Annotated in this window: 18 protein-coding genes; 7 read left to right on the forward strand and 11 right to left on the reverse strand. The window is 65.7% G+C overall.

The features are described from left to right. The first annotated feature begins 24 nt into the window (after positions 1 to 24). Positions 25 to 696: a ligase-associated DNA damage response endonuclease PdeM gene (gene pdeM / locus BJ6T_RS05735; protein ID WP_038933369.1), complete on the forward strand. Its 672-nt coding sequence runs from the start codon at positions 25 to 27 to the stop codon at positions 694 to 696. A gap of 319 nt (positions 697 to 1,015) precedes the next feature. Further along, a complete protein-coding gene (locus BJ6T_RS05740) occupies positions 1,016 to 1,447 on the forward strand; it encodes a hypothetical protein (protein WP_014491352.1) in 432 nt (143 codons plus the stop codon). A gap of 108 nt (positions 1,448 to 1,555) precedes the next feature. On the opposite strand, the gene BJ6T_RS05745 is transcribed toward BJ6T_RS05740, so the two are convergent. Beyond that, a complete protein-coding gene (locus BJ6T_RS05745) occupies positions 1,556 to 2,365 on the reverse strand; it encodes a DUF2865 domain-containing protein (protein ID WP_028169981.1) in 810 nt (269 codons plus the stop codon). A gap of 216 nt (positions 2,366 to 2,581) precedes the next feature. Beyond that, positions 2,582 to 3,145: an orotate phosphoribosyltransferase gene (pyrE, locus tag BJ6T_RS05750; RefSeq protein WP_014491354.1), complete on the reverse strand. Its 564-nt coding sequence runs from the start codon at positions 3,143 to 3,145 to the stop codon at positions 2,582 to 2,584. A gap of 171 nt (positions 3,146 to 3,316) precedes the next feature. On the opposite strand from pyrE, the gene BJ6T_RS05755 reads away from it, so the two are divergent. Beyond that, positions 3,317 to 3,943, forward strand: coding sequence for a glutathione S-transferase family protein (locus BJ6T_RS05755; RefSeq protein WP_014491355.1), 627 nt, complete (start codon positions 3,317 to 3,319; stop codon positions 3,941 to 3,943). Between the two features lie 121 nt (positions 3,944 to 4,064). Here the strand turns inward: BJ6T_RS05755 and BJ6T_RS05760 are convergent, their stop codons facing one another. The 3 genes from BJ6T_RS05760 to BJ6T_RS05770 form a co-directional block, all read right to left on the reverse strand. Then, a complete protein-coding gene (locus BJ6T_RS05760) occupies positions 4,065 to 4,700 on the reverse strand; it encodes a LysE family translocator (RefSeq protein ID WP_014491356.1) in 636 nt (211 codons plus the stop codon). A gap of 273 nt (positions 4,701 to 4,973) precedes the next feature. Beyond that, a complete protein-coding gene (polA, locus tag BJ6T_RS05765; RefSeq protein ID WP_014491357.1) occupies positions 4,974 to 8,015 on the reverse strand; it encodes a DNA polymerase I in 3,042 nt (1,013 codons plus the stop codon). A 194-nt stretch (positions 8,016 to 8,209) separates the two neighbouring features. Next, complete coding sequence (locus BJ6T_RS05770) at positions 8,210 to 9,277, reverse strand: acyltransferase family protein (RefSeq protein WP_014491358.1); 1,068 nt, start codon at positions 9,275 to 9,277, stop codon at positions 8,210 to 8,212. A gap of 192 nt (positions 9,278 to 9,469) precedes the next feature. Between BJ6T_RS05770 and BJ6T_RS05775 the strand changes: the two genes are divergently transcribed. The 4 genes from BJ6T_RS05775 to BJ6T_RS05790 all read left to right on the forward strand — a co-directional run bounded on the left by BJ6T_RS05775 (position 9,470) and on the right by BJ6T_RS05790 (position 15,740). Next, complete coding sequence (locus tag BJ6T_RS05775; protein ID WP_014491359.1) at positions 9,470 to 10,786, forward strand: UDP-glucose dehydrogenase family protein; 1,317 nt, start codon at positions 9,470 to 9,472, stop codon at positions 10,784 to 10,786. Positions 10,787 to 10,910: 124 nt separating this feature from the next. Then, the gene (hrpB, locus tag BJ6T_RS05780) at positions 10,911 to 13,388 is read left to right on the forward strand and encodes an ATP-dependent helicase HrpB (protein ID WP_014491360.1); all 2,478 of its coding nucleotides are present in this window, start codon (positions 10,911 to 10,913) and stop codon (positions 13,386 to 13,388) included. A 129-nt stretch (positions 13,389 to 13,517) separates the two neighbouring features. Then, positions 13,518 to 14,030, forward strand: coding sequence for a TIGR02281 family clan AA aspartic protease (locus BJ6T_RS05785; RefSeq protein ID WP_080593830.1), 513 nt, complete (start codon positions 13,518 to 13,520; stop codon positions 14,028 to 14,030). Between the two features lie 210 nt (positions 14,031 to 14,240). Then, positions 14,241 to 15,740 (forward strand): phosphomannomutase/phosphoglucomutase, encoded by a 1,500-nt coding sequence (locus tag BJ6T_RS05790; RefSeq protein WP_014491362.1) that lies wholly within the window; start codon positions 14,241 to 14,243, stop codon positions 15,738 to 15,740. Positions 15,741 to 15,896: 156 nt separating this feature from the next. On the opposite strand, the gene BJ6T_RS05795 is transcribed toward BJ6T_RS05790, so the two are convergent. From BJ6T_RS05795 to BJ6T_RS05820, 6 genes are all read right to left on the reverse strand, one after another. After that, positions 15,897 to 17,366, reverse strand: coding sequence for a methyl-accepting chemotaxis protein (locus BJ6T_RS05795; protein ID WP_014491363.1), 1,470 nt, complete (start codon positions 17,364 to 17,366; stop codon positions 15,897 to 15,899). A gap of 16 nt (positions 17,367 to 17,382) precedes the next feature. Beyond that, positions 17,383 to 17,715 (reverse strand): hypothetical protein, encoded by a 333-nt coding sequence (locus BJ6T_RS05800; protein WP_014491364.1) that lies wholly within the window; start codon positions 17,713 to 17,715, stop codon positions 17,383 to 17,385. 138 nt (positions 17,716 to 17,853) lie between these two features. After that, positions 17,854 to 18,363 (reverse strand): Lrp/AsnC family transcriptional regulator, encoded by a 510-nt coding sequence (locus BJ6T_RS05805; RefSeq protein ID WP_014491365.1) that lies wholly within the window; start codon positions 18,361 to 18,363, stop codon positions 17,854 to 17,856. A 97-nt stretch (positions 18,364 to 18,460) separates the two neighbouring features. Beyond that, entirely contained in the window at positions 18,461 to 19,384 is a 924-nt protein-coding gene (locus BJ6T_RS05810) for a sugar kinase (RefSeq protein ID WP_014491366.1), read from the reverse strand. Positions 19,385 to 19,397: 13 nt separating this feature from the next. Beyond that, on the reverse strand, positions 19,398 to 20,342 hold the full coding sequence (nudC, locus tag BJ6T_RS05815; RefSeq protein WP_014491367.1) for an NAD(+) diphosphatase: 945 nt from the start codon (positions 20,340 to 20,342) through the stop codon (positions 19,398 to 19,400). Between the two features lie 9 nt (positions 20,343 to 20,351). Then, the gene (locus BJ6T_RS05820) at positions 20,352 to 20,771 is read right to left on the reverse strand and encodes an HIT family protein (protein WP_028160121.1); all 420 of its coding nucleotides are present in this window, start codon (positions 20,769 to 20,771) and stop codon (positions 20,352 to 20,354) included. Between the last annotated feature and the right edge of the window lie 163 nt (positions 20,772 to 20,934).

Raw genomic sequence — 20,934 nt, forward strand, 5'->3', positions numbered from 1 at the left:
CTGGTTTCAGGGGATGTGGAAGACATGCGCGTTTCCAAAGTCACCATCAGTGATGTGACCTTCGCAACCGATCTCTCCGGTGCGCTGTTCTGGGAAGAGCAGCGCCTGCTCGTCGTCTCCGATCTGCATCTGGAAAAAGGGTCCAGCTTCGCCACGCGCGGTGTGCTGCTGCCGCCTTACGATACGTTGGCAACGCTGAGCCGTCTCGCTGCTGTCATCTCCCGCCATGATCCCCGAACGGTCATCGCGCTCGGCGACAGTTTTCACGACCGAACCGCGCATGAGCGGTTGTCGTCCGACGATCGCGATGCTGTTGCCGCACTCCAGACCGGCCGCGACTGGATCTGGATCTCGGGCAATCACGATCCGATGCTGCCGCGCGATCTGGGCGGGACCGTCGCCGACGAAGTCGCGATCGGCCCGATCACCTTCCGCCATGAGCCGACCGGTGCGCGCGGCGAGATCGCCGGTCATCTGCATCCGAAGGCGCGTGTCTCCGCACGCGGCCGCTCGATGGAACGCCGCTGTTTCGCCAGTGACGGGATGCGCGCCGTGATGCCCGCCTTCGGCGCCTATGCCGGCGGTCTCAGCATCCGCGATGCCGCGTTCGCAAAGATCTTTCCCAGCAATGGCTTTGTCGCCCATCTGCTCGGTGATCGCCGCGTCCATGCCATTGCGGCCTCGCGCTGTTGTTGAGATCCCGGCCTCGTGCGAACCGGATCCATCGGGCCCGTCAACGGAAAATAGGACAGGATTACGTCCAGTACTTATCCGGAATCGCCTAAGTTCATAGGTACCTCTAACTTACCAACTTGCCGGGGCTGGATTTCATCCCGAACACGATTGCAACCGGCAAAGGGGTCGCTGCGAGGCGGCCCCTTTCGATTCCGCCAGCCGGACTTTGCCCCAATTCCGGAACAAATTAAGAACACTTTAGCAAGTCTTTGATATATCATTGTGATTCGGCGCGTCGCCGACACAATATCTAGCGTCTGTCAGACTTTGCGAGGACTACATGTCCACCATCGCCTTCGATCAATTTGCCCTCACCCGGATCGCCGATTTCGCGCGCTCGCTGTCCCGGCTGCATCAGGCGGCGCGGCGCTACGCGGTCGATGACGACCAGTTCGACCGCGAGTTCAACGCGGTGTGCCAGTCGATATGGGGCTACACCATCGACGACGTCAGCGACGATCTGTTCTCGACCGAGGATCATCTGTTCCTCGACACGCTGGACGAAGCGCATGCGCGCATCTTCGCAGCCGAGCAGGGTTACGATCTCATCGGCGAGGCGGGCATGCTCACCGACTGGTGGGGCTTCTGCTGGATGATCCTGGCCGAGAAGCGCGGCCTGCTGACTCAGGAAAACCGCGCCGCTGCGCGCGCGGCGATCGAGGAAAAATATCTGGCGGCGCCGAACGTGATCGGGGTGATCATCGGGAGATGATGGTCTCGTGCCCCGGGCGCAGCGCGTCAGTGATGCGCTGCTGAACCGGGGTCCTGGCTCTGCGTCGCGTCAATGCATGCCGCGCCGCGTCCGGGACACGAGAGCAAGCTAATCCAGCCCCGCCCGTTTCGCCGGCTTCTGTGCAGGGGTCTTCGGCACCGTCACGTCAGGCAGCGCCTCGCGCACGATCTCGACTGAGGCCGGCGCATCTGCCGCGACCGTCTCGGCGCGCACCGGTGCCACCTTCATCTCGCCGAGCCGCGCGCGGACCTGCGCGGTGAGTCCGGGGTAGGAGGCAACCGGCGTGAAGTCCGCGGCCTGGTCATTGCCGACGCGGATGCCGGTATAGGCGACGAGGCCGTCGCTGGTTGCGATCACGTCGCCGGCTTTCAGCGAGGAATCCAGCGCGAGATCGACCGGGGCGAGGCCGACCGGCTCGCGGCCGTTGCAGGTGCAATCGGCGCGCAGCGCCTTGCGATAGGCGAACGCGTTCTCGCTGTCGGCGTAGCGCTCGCCGGTCTGCGAAGCGGCGCCGTCGATCGAAGAGCCGAAATAGACCTTTGTCGTGGTGGCAGGACAGAACGCCTGACACATCTGGGCGGGCGAGGCGAGGCCGCGCATCAGCGGAAAATATTTGCCGTCGCAGGTGCGCACGCAGAAGGCCGGGCCCGAGCCGCCGGCCGCCGCCGCGCGTGTCGGGGGCACATATTGCGGGTTTGCGGGATTCTGCTGGCTGGCGAAGGGATCGGCAAAGGAGTTCGACTGCTGCGGCACCTCACGCTGCGGCCGGGGCCGCTGCATTCCGCCGAAGAAGAAGTCGAACAGGCCTTCGGCCGAAGCCGGGGCTGGAACCGCAAGCAGCGGGGCCGCCAAGGTGGCAGCCACTAGCGTCGCGCGACGCCGCCGCGCATGGGACAAGGCTGTACGCAATGCTCACTCCGACGCTACTGAACCGGCCGGAACCTTCCGAGGTCTCGGCACATGATTCACCATAGTGCTGGATGGTAAATGAGCAGTTGCGCGGAGGCGATTTCAAGTCGAGGCCGTGACCTCTTCAAGGCCGGGCACAGCTTCCGGCGGATGGTTGCTTCCGGGCAACGCCCGGGCATGGACGGCCAGAACTGTCTCGCGGCCTTAAGCCTTCAAGAACTCCGACGCCTTGTAAAGCGAGCGGAACGGCAGGCCGGCCGCGCCGAACGTGTCGGTGGCGCCTTCTTCGCGGTCGACCATGGTCAGAACCAGCACCACCTCGGCGCCGGTCTCGCGCACGGATTCCACCGCCTTCATCGCCGAGCCGCCGGTGGTGGTGACGTCCTCGACGATCACGACGCGCTTGCCTTCGAGCGTCTCGCCCTTGGGCAGACCTTCGATCGCGAGCTTCGCGCCGTGCTCCTTCGGCTTCTTGCGCACGAAGAACGCCGCGATCGGATGGCCCTTGATCCAGGAGATCTGCGCCAGCGCGCCGGCCAGCGGCACCGCGCCCATCTCGAGCCCGCCGATGAAGTCGAGCTGGTCGTCCTTCAGCGCCTCATAGGTCAGCTCGGCGAGCAGGGTCGCGCCCTCGGGGTCGAGCATGGTCGGCTTGAGGTTGAAGTAGAAATCGCTCTTGCGACCCGACGCGAGCGTGACGTCACCACGGCCGAAGGAGCGCCGGCGGATGATTTCGAACAGGCGGGCGCGGGAGGCAGATTTCGACACGGCGGTCCCTCGGGGCTTTTTGGAGGTGGCGGAATTTATCCGCGACGGCCGCGACATTCCAGAGGGGACCGGTCGAGTCAACAGGGATCGGCCATCCCGGTCCGCCAGTTGTGGGGGTGCAACCTTCTGGAGTAGTTGGATGCCAGATATCTCGGGGAAGGAAATGCCTGAATGACAATCGAGCTGCACACGTGGAACACGCCGAACGGCCGCAAGATCTCGGTCGCATTGGAGGAAATGGGGCTGCCTTACAAGGTGGTCCCGGTGAACATCACCAAGGGCGAGCAGATGGCGCCGGGGTTCCTGAAGCTCAGCCCCAACAACAAGATCCCCGCGATCGTCGACCCCGAGGGGCCCGACGGCAAGCCTGTCAGCATCTTCGAGTCCGGTGCGATCCTGCTCTATCTCGGCGAAAAGACCGGCAAATTCCTGCCGAAATCGCTCTCGGAGCGCATCCCCGTCTATGAATGGCTGATGTGGCAGATGGGCGGCTTCGGCCCGATGCCCGGCCAGGTGCACCATTTCATCGCGCTCGAGAACGAGCAGGATCGCGCCTATGGCCTGAAGCGCTACATGGCGGAGACGCGCCGGCTCTACGGCGTGCTGGACCGCCGGTTGGAGGCTCACGACTTCGTCGCCGGCGACCTCTCGGTTGCCGATTTTGCCATCCTGGGCTGGGCCTGGCGCCACCCTCGCCACAAGGTTGAGCTGGCCGATTTTCCTAACGTCAAGCGCTGGTATGAGGCGCTGATGGTGCGTCCCGCGGTGAAGCGCGGCATGGACGCGAAGCTGGATTGATTGGGCGGTTTCATCGCCCGACTTGATCGGGCGATCCGGTATTCCAGAGGCGGCGGTGATTGAGCCGAGAGGCCACGGCGTACTGGATGCCCCGGTCAAGGCCGGGGCATGACAGTGCGCCTCACACCTTCTTCGCTTCCACCGCCATCCGCACCGCAAGCCCGGCCAGCACCGTGCCCATCAGCCAGCGCTGCACCAGCATCCAGCTCGGTCGGCTTGCCAGGAACAGCGCGATCGACCCTGCGGCAAGCGCGATCATCGCGTTGACGCTGACGCTGATCGCGATCTGGATCGCCCCCAACACCACCGACTGCGTCAGCATGCTGCCGGCGGTGGGATCGATGAACTGCGGCAGCAGCGCCAGATACAGCATCGCGATCTTCGGATTGAGCAGATTGGTGACAAAGCCCATCGCGAACAATTTGCGCGGGCTGTCGATCGCGAGCTGCTTCACCTGGAACGGCGAACGTCCGCCCGGCTTCACCGCCTGCCAGGCCAGCCACAGCAGATAGCCCGCGCCGGCGAAGCGCAGCGCGTCATAGGCAAAGGGAATGGCGAGCAAGAGCGCGGTGATGCCGAACGCCGCGCACAGCATGTAGAACACGAAGCCGAGCGCCACCCCGCCGAGCGAGACGATGCCCGCCGCCGGCCCCAGCGTGATCGAGCGCGAGATCAAATAGATCATGTTCGGTCCCGGCGTGAGCACGAGACCGAGGCAGACGAGGGCGAAGCCGAGCAGGGCGGAGGTGTGAGGCATGGGTGAACCGGTGCGGGAGACGGCACGGTTCTAATATGCGCCGCGCGGCGGAGCCATCGCGCAATTGCACGGAGGACAATTCGATTCCCGCATCTCACCCCAACGTCGTCCCGCGAAAGCGGGGACCCATACCCCCAGGCAGAAGTTTGGCGCGAGATCGTAGTGGGCAATCTTCGCTTAACTCGATCCTGTGGTTACGGGTCCCGGCTTTCGCCGGGACGACACCGTGTTCGCGGCATCAGTGAAGCGTTAGCGGGCAGAGGTGAAGAGACATCAGTGCGCCTCGTCCCAATTGTTCGCCGCGCGCGCATCGACATGCAGCGGCACCGACAGGTTCACGGCCGGGAACGGCGCGTCCTGCATCACGTGCTGCACCACCGGTAGCGTCGCCTCGACTTCCGCGTCGGGCACCTCGAAGATCAGTTCGTCGTGCACCTGGAGCAGCATCTGCGCCGTCAGCTTCTTCTGGACCAGGGCGTCCTCCATCCGCGTCATGGCGCGGCGGATGATGTCGGCGGCGGTGCCCTGGAGCCGCGCGTTGATCGCGGCGCGCTCGTTGAAGGCGCGCACCGAGGCGTTCGAAGCCTTGATGTCGGGATAGTACATCTTCCGGCCGAACAGCGTGGTGACATAACCGTTGCTCCGGCAGAAGTCGCGCGTCTCGTCCATGTAGGCGCGGATGCCGGGGAAGCGCTCGAAATACTTCTTGATGTAGGCGGAGGCTTCCTCGCGCGCGATGCCGAGCTGGTTGGCGAGGCCGAATGCCGAGATGCCGTAAATGATGCCGAAATTGATCGCCTTGGCACGGCGCCGGATTTCGCTCGGCATGCCCTCGATCGGCACGCCGAACATTTCGGAGGCCGTCATCGCGTGAATGTCGAGCCCGTCCTTGAACGCCTGCTTGAGGACGGGAATGTCGGCGATCTCGGCGAGCAGCCGCAGCTCGATCTGCGAATAGTCGGCGGAGACGAGCTTGTGCCCGGGCGTCGCGATGAAGGCACGGCGGATCTTTCGGCCGTCCTCGGTGCGCACCGGGATGTTCTGCAGATTCGGCTCGTTCGACGACAACCGGCCCGTCGTGGTCGCGGCCAGCGCGTAGGTGGTGTGGACGCGATGGGTCTGCGGGTTGACGTAGGTCGGCAGCGCGTCGGTGTAGGTCGATTTCAGTTTCGAGACCTGGCGCCACTCCAGGATCTTCTTGGGGAAGTCGTGGCCCTGCTCGGCGAGCTCGTCGAGCACCTGCGCGGTCGTCGACCAGGCGCCGGTCTTGGTCTTGGTGCCGCCGGACAGCCCCATCTTGCCGAACAGGATGTCGCCGATCTGCTTGGGGCTGCCGACATTGACGGGCTCGCCCGCGATCTCCTGGATCTCGGCTTCGACGCGCACCGCGGTCTGGGCGAAGTCGCCTGATAACCGCGACAGGACCTGGCGGTCGATCGAGATGCCGCGCCGCTCCATGCGGGCGAGCACCGACACCAGCGGCCGCTCCAGCGTCTCGTAGACGGCGGTCATGTGCTCGGCGACGAGGCGCGGCTTCAGCACGCGCCACACGCGCAAGGCCATGTCGGCGCCTTCCGCCGACAGCGGCGCGGCCTTGTCGATCGGCACCTGGTCGAAGGTGATCTTGCCCTTGCCGCTGCCGAGCAGCTCGCTCTCCTTCAGCATGGCGTGGCCGAACCAGCGCTCCGCGAGCGCTTCGATCGCGTGCGAGCCGCGGCCGGCATCGAGCACATAGGAGATCAGCTGCGCATCGTCGACGTTACGCAGCGTGATGCCGTGCTGCGCCAGCATCACGGCGGTGAACTTGACGTCGAAGCCGATCTTGAGAATGCCCGCCGATTCCAGTACCGGCCGCAGCGCCTCGATCGCGTCGGCATGCTTGACCTGGTCCGGCGCGAGACCCGCGTCGAACAGGCCGGCGCCGCCGCCGGACTGCTTGTGCGCGAGCGGCACGTAGCAGGCCTCGTTCGGCGCCAGTGCCAGCGCGATGCCGCAGAGATCGGCCTGCATCGGGTCGATGGAGTTGGCTCTCGTCTCGATCGCGACATGGCCGGCGTCATGGATGCGCGCGACGAAGGCGTCGAGCTCCTTGAGCGTCTTGATCGCCTGGTATTTGCTGCGGTCGACCGGCAGCTTGCGCAGCGCCTCTTCGCGCGCGGCGGCCAGTGAAATCGGCGCGCCCTTGAGGCCGGCCGACTTATCGCCCTTGTCGCCGCCCGTTGCGGTCGCGGCTGGAGCGGCGAAGAGATCGCCGGAGGTCTCTGACGTTTTTGCCCTGGCGGCGTCGCCGCCGACCCTGGCGCCGCTGCTGTTCGACGCATCGGCATCGACATTGGCGGGATCGATCTGCGAATAGTCGGCGACGCGGCGCGTCAGCGTGGAAAATTCCATCGCCTTGAGGAAGGCAATCAACTTGCGCGCGTCGGGCTCGTGCACTGCGAGGTCGTCCAGCGGCACCTCGAGCTCGACCTTGTCGTCGAGCAGCACCAGCTGGCGCGAAATCCGAGCCTTCTCGGCATTCTCGATCAGCGCCTCGCGCCGCTTCGGCTGCTTGATCTCGGTGGCGCGGAACAGGAGCTGTTCGAGGTCGCCATATTCGACGATCAGTTGCGCCGCGGTCTTGATGCCGATGCCGGGCACACCGGGCACGTTGTCGGTGGAATCGCCGGCCAACGCCTGCACTTCGACGACTTTCTCCGGCGGCACGCCGAACTTCTCGATCACCTCGGGAATGCCGATGCGGCGATCCTTCATGGTGTCGTACATCATGATCTTGTCGTTTACGAGCTGCATCAAATCCTTGTCGGAGGACACGATGGTCGTGTGGGCGCCGCGATCGCTGGCCTGCCGCGCATAGGTCGCGATCAGATCGTCCGCCTCGAAGCCGCCCTGCTCGAGGCAGGGCAGATCGAAGGCGCGCACGGCTTCGCGGATCAGCGCGAATTGCGGAATCAGATCATCGGGCGCGGGCGGCCGGTGTGCCTTGTACTCGGGATAGATCTTGTTGCGGAACGTCACCTCCGACTTGTCGAACACGATCGCCAGATGCGTCGGGCGGTTGTCCTCGGGCATGTCGCGCAACAGCTTCCACAGCATGTTGCAGAAGCCGAGCACGGCGTTGACCTGCAAGCCGTCGGACTTGCGGTTCAGCGGCGGCAGCGCGTGATAGGCGCGGAAGATGTAGCCGGAACCGTCGACCAGGAAGATGTGGTCGCCCTTGCCGGCCGCCTTCGCCGCGACTGGCTTGGCAGCAGGCTTGTCAGCAGCGGGTTTGGTGTCGGCTTTGGCGGCGGTCTTCGGGGAGGTCTTGGGCATGGCCGCAATGTATGAATTTTTGCGGGCTTTGACAGCCTTGCGAGGGGGATTTTTGGCTTGCTGGCGCCACTATCCCCACTGTCATTCCCCGCGAAAGCGGGGAATCCAGTACGCCGCGGCTTCTCGGCTCAATCACTGGCGTCTCGGCGTACTGGGTCGCCCGGTCGAGCCGGGCGACGACACCGGGAGGGCGGCTACTCCGCCGCCTGCAACACTGGCCCGGCCTTCTTCGGCGCGATCCAGAACGTCTGCGGCCGTTCGAACAGGAAGCGGGCATTGAGCCGCAATGCGACGTACCAGATCGCGAGCGATCCGATCACGCCAACGATGGTGACGATCAACGACACCGTGCCGATGTCGGGAATGACGCCGGTGCGCAGCAGCAGCGTTCGTGTCGCTGCCATCGGCAGGAAGAAGGCGAGGTAGATCACGATGGAATGCTCGCCGCAGAAGCGGAAGAAGTTCAACCACTGTGCGCGCGCGAGCAGCGTGCCCATCGTGATGATGGCGCAGGCGCCGGCGAAGCCGAGCGCGAGCGAGACGATCTTCCATTCGCTGGCGCCGAGCGCGACGAGGCCCGCATTGAGCAGCGCCCAGGTCGCAAGCGCCGCCAGCGCGAGTGCGGGATGGTTGCGCGCGCGATCGGACAGCGCGAACACGTAAGGCGCGAACAGATATCCCGAATAGAAATAGACGAAGCGCGCGCAGGATTCGTCGATCGCGGTCCAGCCGGTCGAGATGCGCGCCGTCTCCAGCGCGGCGGCGATGAGCCAGATCGCCAGCGGCGGGACTCGCCGTGTCAATTTCGTGACGACGAAGAAGATCGGCAGCAGGTAGATGAACCAGAGCGTGCCGAACGGTTCGACGAAGGATTCCAGATACAGCAGGCCCGCCTCGCGCCAGCTGGTTTCCGCCGCAAATGCCGGTGCCTTGAAGCCGAACTGGATTGTCACCCAGACGACATAGAAATAGGCGAAATGCACCACCTTGCGGTCGAGATAGGTTCGCCAGTCCCGATCGATCACCAATGGCAGGAACAGGCCCGAAATCAGGAAGAAGTCCGGCATCCGGAACGGCTTTGCGAAGGCCACGGCGACATGCATGAAACCGGTCTGGCCGGCCGCGATCTCCACCCCCAGCACCGAGTGCATCATCACGACCATGACGATGCAGATACCCTTGGCATAGTCGACCCAGTCGACGCGCGCGGCCGAGGGGGCCTTGGGAAGCCCGCTCGCGGCGATTGTGCCTGATAAAGCCATGGTGTCCCGTTTCGAGGCGCGGTCCGCCCGGCTCTGTGCGGGCGTGGTGCAGTGTGAAGCCTTGCGGTTTAAGGTTTCTTTACCGGTACAATTCGCGTGCCGGTTTTTGCATCCGGGCTGTTCTCTCCCCTCAGGAAAATGCTAAACCGATCGAGTTGGGGTTTCGTTAACCAAGCTGGAGCAGGGTTTTTCATGCGAATCGCGATGATCGGAACGGGCTATGTGGGACTGGTGTCCGGAGCCTGCTTTGCGGATTTCGGTCACGACGTCACCTGCGTCGACAAGGACGAGAAGAAGATCGCGGCGCTTCATCGCGGCGAGATTCCGATCTACGAGCCCGGCCTCGACGAACTGGTCGCGACCAATGTGAAGGCCAAGCGGCTCGACTTCACCACCGATTTGTCGAAGCCGGTCGCGGACGCCGATGCCGTCTTCATCGCGGTCGGCACGCCCTCGCGTCGCGGCGACGGTCACGCTGATCTGTCCTATGTCTACGCCGCCGCGCGCGAGATCGCGCAGTCGCTGTCGGGCTTCACCGTCGTCGTGACCAAGTCCACCGTCCCGGTCGGCACCGGCGACGAGGTCGAGCGCATCATCCGCGAGACCAACCCCGCGGCCGACGTCGTCGTCGCCTCCAACCCCGAATTCCTGCGCGAGGGCGCCGCGATCCGCGACTTCAAGTATCCCGATCGCGTCGTCGTCGGCACCTCCGACGAGCGCGGCCGCAAGGTGATGGGCGACATCTATCGCCCGCTGTCGCTGAACCAGGCGCCGCTGATGTTCACGGCGCGCCGCACCGCCGAGATGATCAAATACGCCGCGAACGCGTTCCTCGCGACCAAGATCACCTTCATCAACGAGATCGCCGATCTCTCGGAAAAGGTCGGCGCCAACGTGCAGGAAGTCGCGCGCGGCATCGGCCTCGACAACCGCATCGGCACCAAGTTCCTGCATGCCGGTCCTGGCTTCGGCGGCTCCTGCTTCCCGAAGGACACCAAGGCGCTGATCAAGATCGCGCAGGACTATGACGTGAGCTTGCGCATCGTCGAATCCGTGCTGGCCGTCAACGAGAACCGTAAGCGCGCGATGGCGCGCAAGGTCAGCCAGGCGCTCGGCGGCAGCTTGCGCGGCAAGACCATCGCCGTGCTCGGCCTCACCTTCAAGCCCGACACCGACGACATGCGTGATGCGCCGTCGATCCCGCTCGTCACCGGCCTGATCGACATGGGCGCGACGGTCAAGGCCTTCGATCCCGTCGGCATGGAGCAGGCCAAGGGCGAGCTGCCGCACATCACCTATTGCGAGGACGCCTATTCCTGCGCGCAAGGCGCCGATGCGCTCGTCATCGTCACCGAATGGGTGCAGTTCCGCGCGCTCGATCTCCACAGGCTGAAGGCGGCCATGACCCAGCCCGTTGTGGTCGATCTCCGCAACATCTACCCGCCCGAAGAGATGCAAGCCGCCGGCTTCACCTACGAGAGCATCGGCCGTCCGCCGGTGCAGGGCTGATAACCACGCATTGTTGTCATACCCCGCGAAGGCGGGGTATCCAGTATGCAGAGATCCTCGGAATGGCCGGGATCTGAGTTGACTGGATCGTCCGCCCTGCGCGGACGATGACGGACCGAGACTTTTGCCCCGCAGCTTCGACACGCCCCTCCCGATCGATGCCGTGCTCGACGACCTCTCGCGCACGCTGGAGGCGCATAATTCGGCTGTGCTCGTGGCGCCGCCCGGCGCCGGCAAGACCACGCGCGTACCGCTGGCGCTGCTGGATGCGCCCTGGGCCGCCGGCAAGAGGATCATCGTGCTGGAGCCGCGGCGTATCGCTGCGCGGGCGAGTGCCGAGCGCATGGCCAAGTCGCTTCGCGAGCGGGCCGGCGAAACCGTCGGATACCGCGTCCGCTTCGGCTCGAAGATCTCGCGCACGACGCGCATCGAGGTGGTGACCGAGGGGATCTTCACCCGCCAGATCCTCGACGATCCCGAGCTTTCCGGCATCGCGGCCGTCCTGTTCGACGAATTCCACGAGCGCTCGCTCGACGCCGACATGGGCCTCGCGCTGGCGCGCGACGCGCAAACCGGTCTGCGCGAGGATCTGCGCATCCTCGTGATGTCGGCAACGCTCGACGGCGCCCGCGTGGCAAAGCTGCTCGGGGAAGCGCCCGTCGTCGAGAGCGAGGGCCGCGCCTTTCCGGTCGAGACGCGCTATCTCGGCCGCAAGGCGGATGCGCCGGTCGAGCGGCAGATGGCGGATGCGATCGCGTCCGCGCTGCGCGCCGACAGCGGTTCGGTGCTGGCGTTCCTGCCGGGCGCCGCAGAAATCCGCCGCACCCAGAATTTTCTCAGCGAGCGTGTCCAGGATGCCTCCATCGAGATCGTGCCGCTGTTCGGTGCGCTCGACGCCGCCGTGCAGGACCGCGCGATCGCGCCCGCGCCAAAGGGCACGCGCAAAGTGGTGCTGGCGACCTCGATCGCGGAGACCTCGCTTACCATCGAGGGCGTGCGCATCGTGGTCGATTCCGGCCTCGCCCGCGTGCCGCGCTACGAGCCCGACATCGGCCTGACGCGGCTCGAGACCGTGCGCGCTGCGCGTGCGGCGGTGGACCAGCGCCGCGGCCGCGCCGGCCGCACCGAGCCCGGCGTCTGCTACCGGCTCTGGGACGAGCCGCAGACGGCCTCGCTTGCGCCCTACACTCAGCCGGAGATCCTCAGTGCCGACCTCTCCTCGCTGGTGCTAGACCTCGCGCAATGGGGCGTCGCCGATCCTTCGGCGCTGTCATTCCTCGATCCGCCGCCGCAGCCGGCCTGGAAAGAGGCGAAAAGCCTTCTCTCCGAGCTCAACGCGCTCGATGGCGACGGCCGCATCACCGCCGAAGGCAAAAGCCTGCGCGCGCTGGCGCTGCCGCCGCGGCTGGCGCGCATGATCGTGGATTCGCATCGCGTGGGCAGCGGTGAAGCCGCCGCCGAGATCGCGGCCATCATCACCGAGCGCGGGCTCGGCGGCGACAGCGTCGATCTCGAGTACCGGCGCGATCAGTTCCGCCGCGATCGCTCGCCGCGCGCCGCGAGCGCGCGCGATCTCGCGCGGCGCTGGGCTTCGCAGGTGGCGGCGTCGGAGAAGGCCGCAACCGGACAGGATGATCTCTCGACCGGCCTGATGCTCGCCTACGCCTTCCCGGACCGCGTCGCGCGCAATCGCGGCAACGGCACCTTCGTGCTCGCCAATGGTCGCGGCGCCGCGGTGGAACAGACCTCGTCGCTCGCCCGCGCGCCCTACATCGCGATCGGCGAGATGACGGGCACGGCGGCGAGCGGCCGCGTTCTGCTGGCAGCGCCGATCAGCGAGGACGACATCGAGCGGCATTTCGCCGAGCATATCGAGACAGTCGACGAGATCTCGTTCGACCGCGGCGCGATGGCGCTGCGCGCGCGGCGCAAGCGCGCGCTGCATGCGATCACGCTGTCTGAGGCAACACTCGCGGTGTCGCCTTCGGAGGAGACCGCGCGCATCTTCGCCGATGGGCTGATTGCCGCGGGTCTCGACCGGCTGCCCTGGTCGAAAGCCGCAAAGCAGTGGCGCGACCGCGTGATGTTTCTGCGCAAGGCCGAGGGCGACAGCTGGCCCGATTTGTCGGACGACGGACTGATCGCGCGGCGCGACGACTGGCTGGTGCCGGCGCTCTACGACAAGATCGCGCTGAAAGACATCTCGGCCGGCGATCTCTCCGACGCGCTGATGGCGCTGTTGCCCTGGGAGATGCGCGCAAGGCTCGATCGCGAGGCGCCGACGCATTTCGAAGCGCCGACCGGCAGCGTGCTCGCGATCGACTATGAGGCCGAGCAGGGGCCCACCATCGCGGTGCGGCTCCAGGAGTTGTTCGGGCTCAACACCCATCCGTCGATCGCCGCCGGCAAGGTGCCGCTGGTGCTGGAATTGCTGTCGCCGGCGCAGCGCCCGGTGCAGGTGACGCGCGATCTCCCCGGTTTCTGGCGCGGCAGTTACGCCGCCGTGCGCTCCGACCTGCGCGGCCGCTACCCGCGCCATCCCTGGCCGGAGGATCCTGCGAGTGCGCTGCCGACCCGGCGGGTCAAGCCGCGCGGGACGTAAGAAGCCACGAAGCCGCATTAACCCTCCGCTCATCCTTTTCGTCAAAATAGCAGCGCTCTGACCGCAGCCTCGCTCGCGGCCCGGCGTGTCGCGTGGTGAAATCGAGCTTTCCGGCTCGGAAGTGGTGTGATGCGTAACATAATGATCCTCGCGGCCATCATGATCGGCCTCGGCACGTTCATGGCGCAGATGGCGGACAGGATGAGTTCCGCCTCCGCGACGTCAGCGCCGCGCGCGACGATCGCGGTTGCTGCGACGGCGCCGGCCGGTGGGCGCAGCCTCGCCATCTCCCGCGATGGCCGCGGCCATTTTCAGGCCGAAGGCCGCATCGACGGCCAGCGGATCGGCTTCATGATCGACACCGGCGCCTCCGTGGTCGCGCTGAACGAGACCTCGGCTGCTCGCTTTGGCCTGCGTCCCTCGCGCGGCGAGTACAACGCCACCGTCTCGACCGCCAACGGCACCATCAAGGCGGCCCGCACGCGCATCGCCATGCTCGAGGTCGGCGGCCTCGTCGTGCGCGACGTTGACGCCATGGTGCTGCCGGACGAGGCGCTGTCGGAGAACCTGCTCGGCCTCTCCTTCCTGTCCCGCCTGAAGCGCTTCGAATACGCCAACGGCCAGATGGTGCTGGAGCAGTAAGTTCGCGCCAAAGGCTCTCACCGCGCCCACGAACGGTCGTTCGCACGGATTTTTTCAGGACGGCATTGGCGGAAGTCTCGCGCCGGGCCGCGTTTTGCCGTTACCAAACTGCCGCAATTATAAGCCATAAGCTGCCATTCCCGCCTTCCGCTGCGGCCCGGCATTCGCTAAGGCTGCATCAATTCCCGCCATTTTCACGAGACCGTCTCAATGTTCCCCAAGCCGAAATCCGTCTTGTTGCCCAACACCTATGCCTTCGAATCAGAGCCGATGGTGAAGGCCACGGGTTTTCGCGAATACGACGCGCGCTGGTTGTTCCAGAAGGAAATCAACCTGATGGGGATCCAGGCGCTCGGCATGGGGCTGGGCGCGCTGATTGCGGAGCTCGGCGTCAGGCAGGAGATCGTCACCGGCCATGATTTCCGCGGCTATTCGGCCTCGATCAAATATGCGCTGATTTCCGGCCTGATGGCTGCGGGCTGCAAGGTGCACGACATCGGGCTCGCGGTGACGCCGATGGCCTATTTCGCGCAGTTCGACCTCGACGTGCCCTGCTGCGCGATGGTCACGGCCTCGCACAACGACAATGGCTGGACCGGCGTGAAGATGGGCGCCAACCGCCCGCTGACCTTCGGCCCCGACGAGATGACGCGGCTGAAGGAGATCGTGCTCAACGCCGAATTCAAGAACAAGGCCGGCGGCTCCTACCAGTTCCACGAGAATTATCCGGCGCGCTACATCGCCGATCTCACCGGCCGTCCGAAGCTGACCCGCAAGCTCAAGGTCGTCGCCGCCTGCGGCAACGGCACGGCCGGCGCGTTCGCGCCGCAGGTGCTGGAGGCGATCGGCTGCGAGGTGATCCCGCTCGACACCGAGCTCGACCACACCTTCCCGAAATACAATCCGAACCCGGAAGACATGGAAATGCTGCACGCGATCCGCGACGCGGTGCTGCATCACAAGGCTGATGTCGGTCTCGGCTTCGACGGTGACGGCGATCGCTGCGGTGTCGTCGACAACACCGGCGAGGAAATCTTCGCCGACAAGGTCGGCGTGATGCTCGCCCGCGACATGTCGGCGATCCACAAGGACGCGCATTTCATCGTCGACGTGAAGTCGACCGGCCTGTTCGTCACCGATCCCGTGCTGCAGAAGCAGGGCGCCAAGGTCGCCTATTGGAAGACCGGCCATTCCTACATGAAGCGCCGCACCCACGAGACGGGTGCGCTCGCGGGCTTCGAGAAGTCTGGCCACTTCTTCTTCAACAAGCCGTATGGACGCGGCTATGACGACGGCCTGGTGTCGGCGATCGCGATCTGCGACATGCTCGACCGCGCGCCGGGCAAGTCGATGGCCGACCTGAAGAACGCGCTGCCGAAAACCTGGTCGTCGCCGACCATGTCGCCGCATTGCGCCGACGAGACCAAGTACGGCGTCATCGACCAGGTGGTGAAGCATTTTGAAGGCTTGCAGGCCAAGGGCGCCAAGATCGGCGGCCAGGCGATCCGCGATCTCGTCACCGTCAACGGCGTACGCGTCACGGTCGAGGACGGCAGCTGGGGCCTGGTGCGCGCGTCCTCCAACAAGCCCGAGCTCGTCGTCGTGGTCGAGAGCCCGGTCTCCGAGCGGCGCATGCACGACATGTTCGAGATGGTGAACAGCGTGCTCCGTACGCATCCCGAAGTCGGCGCGTACAATCAGACGATTTGAGCGGGGTCCGGAGCGCTCGCGCTTGCCGCATCCACCGCTGGATCACCCGCGAAAGCGGGTGATCCAGTGCGCTGCGGCCTCTCGATTCAATCACTGGCGTCACGGAGTACCGGATCGCCCGGTCAAGCCGGGCGATGCCCGCGTTCGGGCCGCGCCTCACGCCGTTCGCAGCGAGCCCAGGAAACCGTCGACCTCGGCCTTCAACCGCTCGGACTGCGATGACAATCCGGCGGCCGCCTGGTGCATCTTCGAGGCGGCGGCGCCAGCCTGCTCGGATGCCTTGCTCACGCTCGCGATGTTGTTGTTCACCTCGCGCGTGCCGGTGGCGGCCTGTTGCAGGCTGCCGGCGATCTCGCGCGTGGCGAGGCCCTGCTGATCGACGGCAGTCGAGATCTGGCCGGAGATCTCGTCGATCTCGGCGATCGTAGCCCCAATCGCCTGGATGGCGTTGACGGCATCGCCGGTCGCGCTCTGGATGCTCTGGACCTGCGCCGAGATCTCCTCGGTGGCTTTCGCGGTCTGGTTCGCCAGCGCCTTCACTTCGCTTGCGACCACCGCGAACCCCTTGCCGTGCTCACCGGCGCGGGCCGCCTCGATGGTGGCGTTCAGCGCGAGCAAATTGGTCTGGCTCGCGATGCTCTGGATAAGGGTGACGACCTCGCCGATCTTCTGCGTGCCGCTGGCAAGGCCTTCGACCACCTGATTGGTGCGGCGGGCCTCGTCCGCGGCCCTGGCCGCGATGTTTGCGGAGCGTGCGACCTGCTGCGTGATGCTGCTGACCGACGCGGTGAGCTCCTCGGTCGCGGCGGCGACGGTCTCGACATTGCTCGAGGCCTGGTTCGACGCTGCGGCCGCTGCACTGGTCCGGCGCGCGGTGTCGGCGCTGTTGCTGCTCATCGCGGACGACAGATGCTGCACCTCGCCGGCGGCGATCGCAACGGCCTCGACGATGCCGCCGATGCTGCGCTCGAAATTGTCGGCCAACCGCTGCTTGGCGGCTTCGCGATCCTGCTTGGCGCGCTGCTCGACCTCGCTGCGCTCGCGGTTGGCGCGCGCTTCCGCCGCCATCGCAGCCTGTGCTTCCGCGGTCTTCACGGCGGTGGTCTCGAACAGCTCCTGGAGCTTGTGCGCCAGCGCGATCAGCACGCCGGCCTCGATCAGCAGGATCGCCGCATGCAGCACGACGCGGCCGAAATCGGAGCCGCCGGGATAGATCGCAGCGGGCAGCACGAAGTTCAGTGCGATGTGATGCAGCGCCACCGCGACCGTCGCCGCGGCGATCGCGCGATAGTCGCAATAGGCGACGATGCACGCCAGCGCGGCGAAGAAATACATGTGCATGTCGATCTGCCAGGGATTCCCCTCGAACTGCCAGGTGAACATCGATACGCCGCTCATCAGGGCGACGGAGAACACGAGGCGGGTGGAGAGGCCGTTGCCCGACATGCGCCAGGACAGGGTCGCGGCGAGCGCGAAGATCGTCATGAATATCGCGGGGATCAGCCATGCCTTGCCCAGTGCGAGCCCGATCGTCACGCTGATCGGCACATGCAGCCAGAGCACCGCGACGAGGATCCTGCTGGTGGTTTGGCGCAGCGATTCGAGTCCGTCGTTCTCGACCATCATTTCGTCTTCCCCGGAACTATTTGCCAATGCATGCTGACACCGCTTGCGCGTCCATCACGAACCAGGCGCCGGCCTCATGCAGACGCGTCAGTCCGTCATGGTCATCCGGGCGGACGACGAGAAGGGTGGGAAGGGCGGTTGCCCCGACGATCGCCGCTTGCGCCGATCCCGCACCCTGAAACACCTGCTGCGTGCTCCACCAGGGCGGAAACACAACTGCGACGACTGTCGCGCCCGGACGAACCTGTAAGGTGAGGATTGCGAGCGCGATCCAGCCTGCGACCAGCAAAGCCGCCGCATTCGCCCAGGCAGGCCACCGCCGGGACGGAATCGTCGTTGTCCCCTCCATGCCACGATCGTAGGTGAACGGAGCTAATTCTCGGTAAATGCTTCCTTACCGAGGTACCGAAATCGAGCAAGGGGCCGCACGGAGATCAGCGGTGATCTGCCAATCTCAATTCAAGTGATGTGGGTTGAGGGGCGGCTGTCAGGCCGCCACCACCGCCGGGATCGGCAGCGCGGTGACCGACTTGATCTTCTCCATCGCGAAGCGCGAGGTGACGTTCTTCAGCGGCACGGCGCTGATCAGCTTCTTGTAGAACACGTCATAGGCCTGCATGTCGGCGACCACGACGCGCAGCATGTAGTCGACGTCGCCGGCCATGCGGTAAAACTCCATCACCTCGGGCATGGCGCTCACGGCCTCGGCGAACTTCTTCAGCCAGGCGTCGGAATGGTCGGCGCTCTCGACTGACACGAACACGGAGATGCCGAGCCCGATCTTGTTCTGGTCGACCAGGGCGACCCGCTTCAGGATCACGCCGTCGGCCTCGAGTCGCTGGATGCGCTTCCAGCAGGGGGTCGAGGACAGCCCGACGCGGTCGCCGATCTCGGCGACGGACAGGGAGGCATCCTCCTGGAGCACCATCAGGATCTTGCGGTCGATGGCATCGAGCCGGCGGCTGGTCTCGGGGAGCTGGACGGCGAGGTCAGTCATTTGAAGAACTTTGTTCCATTTAAAGGGCTGATTTCCCTGATATAGAGAAAATCTTTCCACGGCAAGCCCATAATCTCGGCGTAGCAGTGGAACCGCTCTAAAGCCCGCCTCGTAAAAGCTCTTCAACTTCAACGCGTTGTGGGGCGGCCATGCCGCCACCATGGCGGGTGCATTTCAGCGCTGCGGCGGCCGCGGCGAATCGCAGCGCCTCCCGCACCCCCTCGCCCTCGGCGAGGCGAAGCGTGAACGCGCCATGGAAGACGTCGCCGGCCCCGAGCGTATCGACCGCCTGAACCGGGAGGGCCGGTGTCTCCTCCAGCTCGCCCGCCTCGTTCAGCCAGATCGTGCCACGCGGGCCGCGCGTGGCGGCGAGGAAGGCCGGCGTCAGTCCTGCGAGGCGCTTCAACGCGCCACCGTCATCGGCGACACCGGCCGTCTCCTGCATCTGGTCGCTGGCGAACAGCAGGTGCGAGGCGGCCGTGAGCAGGCCGTCCTGCAACGACATCGCGCGATCGACGCCGACGATGACGGGAATGCCGCGCCGTTGCGCCTCGGCGCAGAGATCGATGCAGAGGGCGCCGCAGCGGCTCTCGACGAGGACCGCGCGGCACTCGGCGAGCAGCGCGTCACCGTCCGGCAGCTTCACGCTCCACAGAGCCGGATCGCGATAGATTGTGAGCGTCCGTTCGCCCGAGGGCTCGATCAGGATCGCCGAGACCGGCGTGGTCAGGCCGGGCATGCGCACGACGTGCGTCGTGTCGATGCCTTCACTGGCCATCTGTTCGAGAATGAAGCCGCTCGACGCCTCCCGTGCATCGCCCATCGGGCCTGCGAAGGAGACCCGGCCACCGAGCCGCGCGATGGCGATCGCAGCATTGAGCGCGTTGCCACCGCAGATCTCGGCGAGATGCGTGGCGTTGGCCTTGCTGCCGCGCGCGGGCACGGCCTCGACCCGAAAGGTGAGGTCGCGCACGGGAATGCCGATGCAGAGGATGCGCGGCGCGGTCCCTGATGTGGCCACCGGCGGCCCCGGCTTACGCGCCGGTCTTGGTGTGCACCCAGCGGCCGAGCAGGTGGTGGGCGATCGCGAACGGATGCGGGCCGGCGAGCCCGTCCGGATGCGTCCGCGTCAGCATCAGCGCGGCCTCCTCGCGCGTGAACCAGCGCGCGTCCTCCAGCTCGGAATGATCGACGACGACGTCCTCGTTCAGCGCCCGCGCGCTGCAGCCGATCATCAGCGACGACGGATAGGGCCAGGGCTGCGTCATGTAATACTGCACGTCGGTGCAGCGGATTCCGGATTCTTCGAGGATTTCCCGGCGTACCGCGTCTTCGATGGTCTCGGCGGCCTCGACGAAGCCGGCGAGACACGAAAACATGCCCGGCGGAAAATGCTTCTGGCGGCCGAGCAGGCACTTCTCGCCGGAAGACACGTGCATGATCACGACAGGATCGGTGCGCGGGAAATGCTCGGCCTTGCAAGCAGGGCACTCGCGCTTCCAGCCGCCTTCCTTCATCGCGCTGCGCGCACCGCAATTGGCGCAATAGCCGTGGCGCTGATGCCAGCTCACCATCGACTTCGCCATCGCGATCGCCGAGAGCTCGTCCGGCGGAATCGCGCCCTGCATCGCCATGCCGCGCAGCTCGGTGACGGTGTAGTCCTCGCGGCCGATCAGCTTCTCGGCCGCCGCCTGCGGCATCCCCATGCCGAACACCGCGGCGCCGTCGCGCAAACCTAGGAAGATCGTGCCGGGATTGGCGCCGCATTTCAGCGCCTCGTCGATTCCCAGCAGCGCGCGCGTCTTGTCGCCTTCGCGCTTCACCAGCAGCGAGTCGCGGCAGACGACATAGGCGCGCGATGATGGCTTCTGCTCCATCGCGAACAGTTTTTCGTCGTCGCGGCGCAGATGCGCGGCGCGATCGAGGACGTTGGTGACGAAGGCCGGCTGTCCCAGCGGAAACGAGTCGAATGCTGACATTTCTTGTTCTCAACCCAACCAGATCTTGCGGCGAAGCGCGCTGATGAAAGTCTGCACCTCGGTGGCGTCATGCGCCAAGGGCGGCATCACGCCCCAGACCGGCCGCGGCCAGGCGGCGTCACCGGTGCGGCGCGCGATGATGTGGACGTGAAGCTGCGGCACGAGGTTGCCGAGCGCGGCGACATTGAGCTTGTCGCATTTGGTGATCTCTTTCAGCGCGCGCGAGACGCGGGAGATCTCCGTCATCAGTTGCGCCTGCTGCACCTCGTCGAGATCGATGATCTCGACCGCATCGGGTCGTCGCGGCACCAGCAGCAGCCAGGGATAATGCGCGTCCTTGATGACCAGTACCTTCGACAGCGGCAGGTCGCCGATATCGATGGTGTCCTCTTTCAGGCGGGAGTGCAGTGACCAGGCGGGATCAGACATGAAGGTTTCCGAATGGCCCGATGGGGCGGGCTTGTTGGCTCCGACCATACGATACCGATTCCCGGAGGGGAAGGATCGGGGCCGCGGGGGCGGCATGCTCCGCTGTCGTCCCGGGGCGCGCAAAGCGCGAACCCGGGACCCATAACCACAGGGAGAAGTTTGG

The sequence above is a fragment of the Bradyrhizobium japonicum USDA 6 genome, assembly GCF_000284375.1.
Taxonomy (GTDB): domain Bacteria; phylum Pseudomonadota; class Alphaproteobacteria; order Rhizobiales; family Xanthobacteraceae; genus Bradyrhizobium; species Bradyrhizobium japonicum.